This is a genomic window from Sporomusa malonica (assembly GCF_900176355.1).
Classification (GTDB): domain Bacteria; phylum Bacillota; class Negativicutes; order Sporomusales; family Sporomusaceae; genus Sporomusa; species Sporomusa malonica.
The window spans coordinates 1-2,936 of record NZ_FWXI01000054.1; the positions used below are offsets into that span (position 1 = coordinate 1).

General features: G+C 52.6%; 3 protein-coding genes. All 3 read left to right on the forward strand.

Features of this window, described 5'->3' with window-relative positions; translation table 11 throughout:
- Window positions 1-262 precede the first annotated feature (262 nt).
- On the forward strand, window positions 263-616 hold the full coding sequence (locus B9A22_RS24685; protein WP_084578580.1) for a hypothetical protein: 354 nt from the start codon (window positions 263-265) through the stop codon (window positions 614-616).
- A 232-nt stretch (window positions 617-848) separates the two neighbouring features.
- Window positions 849-2,096, forward strand: a complete 1,248-nt coding sequence (locus tag B9A22_RS24690) for an autotransporter strand-loop-strand O-heptosyltransferase (RefSeq protein WP_084578581.1) — start codon at window positions 849-851, stop codon at window positions 2,094-2,096.
- Window positions 2,086-2,936 (forward strand): AIDA repeat-containing protein (locus B9A22_RS24695; protein ID WP_176215689.1); only part of this gene is annotated, 851 nt, incomplete at its 3' end. The genes B9A22_RS24690 and B9A22_RS24695, both read left to right, overlap by 11 nt.

The window sequence follows — 2,936 nt, forward strand, 5'->3', positions numbered from 1 at the left end:
GGCTCAATAAAACTTGTCCGGCAATACCACATTTACCGAGGGAAAATAAAACCCTCGGTTTTTAATTTTTTTCCAACAAACATAGTTAAGTAAAATCGCTTGCAGGATTGTAGTAAAGCGCATAATGCGAGGGCTTACGGGCACGGGTGACATCGGGAAGTACAGATGAGAACATATGTTTCCTGTCACTTGTGACAGTTACCAAACACTGCATAATTTGCTATGCTGTGGGTGACATGGCGAGAAGAGGAGGCGGTGGCTAGTGACGGAAAAGCAGCCGGTAATTCTGTGCGGAAAATCGGTATTAATTGACGGGCTGGCTTTAACTTTGAAAAATAGCAGCGAGTTTCACGTCATCACGGCCGCAGAACCGGCAGAGGTCAGGAAAATACTGAAATTTACTAAACCGGCGGCGGTTATTGTCGACAGCTCCACCGGTCAAGATCAATTTGAAACGTTGGTGCACCGCTATCCTACTACGCTCATTATTGCCGTGAATCCGGAGAACAGCGCGGCGCTGGTTTACTCACAGGATCAAGTCAGCAGTACTGACGACCTGAAAAACATGATCTACAACCATTCGCGGCCCAAAGTGTCCGGTAGCGGAAATATATAACCATGAATTTCTTGGGAAAGTTGGGGAATTTCACATGAAAAAACGCATGGAAATAGGAATATGATCCTCCGGCCTGATAATGGACGGAATAAGGTATCATCCGCAGACGAACTGGCGCGGGTAATCTTCGAATGTACTAACGAAAAAAAGACCAGAGCTTAGAACACTTGTAGCTATTAGACTTACAAAGAGCTACTTCCATCATAATGCTGCAGGAAAGGACAATGAACACATGAACGAACCGCAAACGCCGATCGAACAGACGGGCGCGCTGCTTGAGAAAAAGTCCTATACCGTATTTGACGGCGGCCCGCTTACCTGCAAAACCGATATCGAGGGCCTGGAATTCGACTTCAACTATGGCGCGAGAATCAAAGTCCCCGAAGGCAACTGGCGCGTAAAAATCACCGACCGCGATTATTTCAACACCCTCTACGACGCCAAAGCCTCCAACGCTCTTGTCACCAGCACCAAAAAATACTACGTCAACTTCCGCCTGGAAGTGTACCTGGAGGACAAGCTCATTCTAAGCCACGACTTCAATCCCACCCGGAAAAAAGTCCTCATCAAATTCCCGGTCGGCACGCTGGGTGACATCATCGCCTGGTTTCCCTACGCCCTGGTATTCCAGTGCAAACATGACTGCGAGGTCTACTGCGCCATGGCGCCCGAACTGGCCGAACTGTTCCGGCCGGTCTATAGCGATATGAACTTCATCGGCCCGGACGAGCGTCCCGACGATATATACGCCTCCTACTACATGGGCATCTTCTTCCCTTGCGACGACCGAGTGCACCAGCCGGTCGACTGGAGAATCGTCGGACTGCAAAAAACCATCCCCTATATCCTGGGGCTGGAGCCGGACGAAATACAGCCTAAAATCGTGCCGCAGAATCTGGAAAGAGCCATCAAAGAACCCTATGTGTGCATCGCCACCCAATCCACCACCCAGGCCAAATACTGGAACAACGGCAAAGGCTGGCTTGAAACCATAAAACACCTCAAAGAAAAAGGCTACCGCGTGCTCTGCATCGACCAGGAAAGCTGCCACGGGGCAGGCAGCCGCTGGAACACCATACCCCACGGGGCCGAAGACTTTACCGGCAACCTGCCGCTGGCAGAACGGGTCAATCTGCTCTTTCACGCCGACTTCTTCATCGGCCTCTCGAGCGGCCTGTCCTGGCTGGCCTGGGCGGTGGGGAGGCCTGTGGTCATGATAAGCGGCTTCAGCCTGCCGCTGGCGGAATTTCACACCCCGTACCGGATCATAAACTATCACGTCTGCAACGGCTGTTTTTCCGACAGTACTATAGAATTTGTCCACGATGATTTTGCCTGGTGTCCAAGACACAAAAACACCGACCGGCAGTATGAGTGCACCCGTTTTATCACGTCTGAACGTGTGAACGCAGTTGTAGACAGAGTAATGAAAGACTATGGATTTAATCCGCGAAAGGAAGGAATGTACCATGAAGGTTAAAAGCTGTAAACCAAGCATCAGCCGTAAAAAAGCCTTATCCATCCTGATGGCCGTGACCAACGGTGTAAACAGCTTAGCGCCGCTGGCGATGCCGCTCGTAGCCGTGTCAACGGAGATGCCGAAAGTCAGGGAGGGCAAAGCCGATGACCTGTTAGCCCTCAGCTTCAACCGGGGCGGGCAGATCCTTGACAGATTATTTTTTACCACGGCGTATGCCGCTTATACGCCAGAGGTAAGTGCCACCGTGACAGTATCCGATGAGGTAATAGACGACGGCGGAACGCAGAATGTGTATGGCACCGGCAGTACAACCAATGTGACAGTCGGCAGTGCGACAGTCGGCCCGGGGGGAACTCAGAATGTATCCAGCGGCGGCAGCACCACCGGCACAACAATAAACATGAACGGCTGGCAGCATGTGTACGACGGCGGCGTCGCCAGCGGCACCACAATAGACAATTTAGGACGTCAGATTGTACATAGCGGCGGCATTGCCAGCGGCACCATAATAAACATCGCCTCCCAGATTGTGTCCAGCGGCGGCAGCGCCGACAGCACCACGATAAACAACGGCGGCGGCCAGTCTGTATACGGCAGCGCCACCAACACAACAATAGATCGAGGAAGTCAGAATGTATACGGTATCGCCAGCGGCACCACGATAAACAGCGGAACGCAGACTGTATACAGCGGCGGCAGCGCGAGCGGCACTATCGTGAGCAGCGGCGGCACCCAGGATGTATATGGCAGCGCCACCGGCACCACCATCAACGGCGGCGGCTACCAGAATGTGTACAGCGGCGGCAGCGCCGCCAGCACCACTGTAAACAACAGTGGAAC

Excerpts from the sequence above, each read along its gene's own strand:
- B9A22_RS24690 (WP_084578581.1), top strand. The coding sequence starts at position 849 with ATGAACGAACCGCAAACGCCGATCGAACAGACGGGCGCGCTGCTTGAG.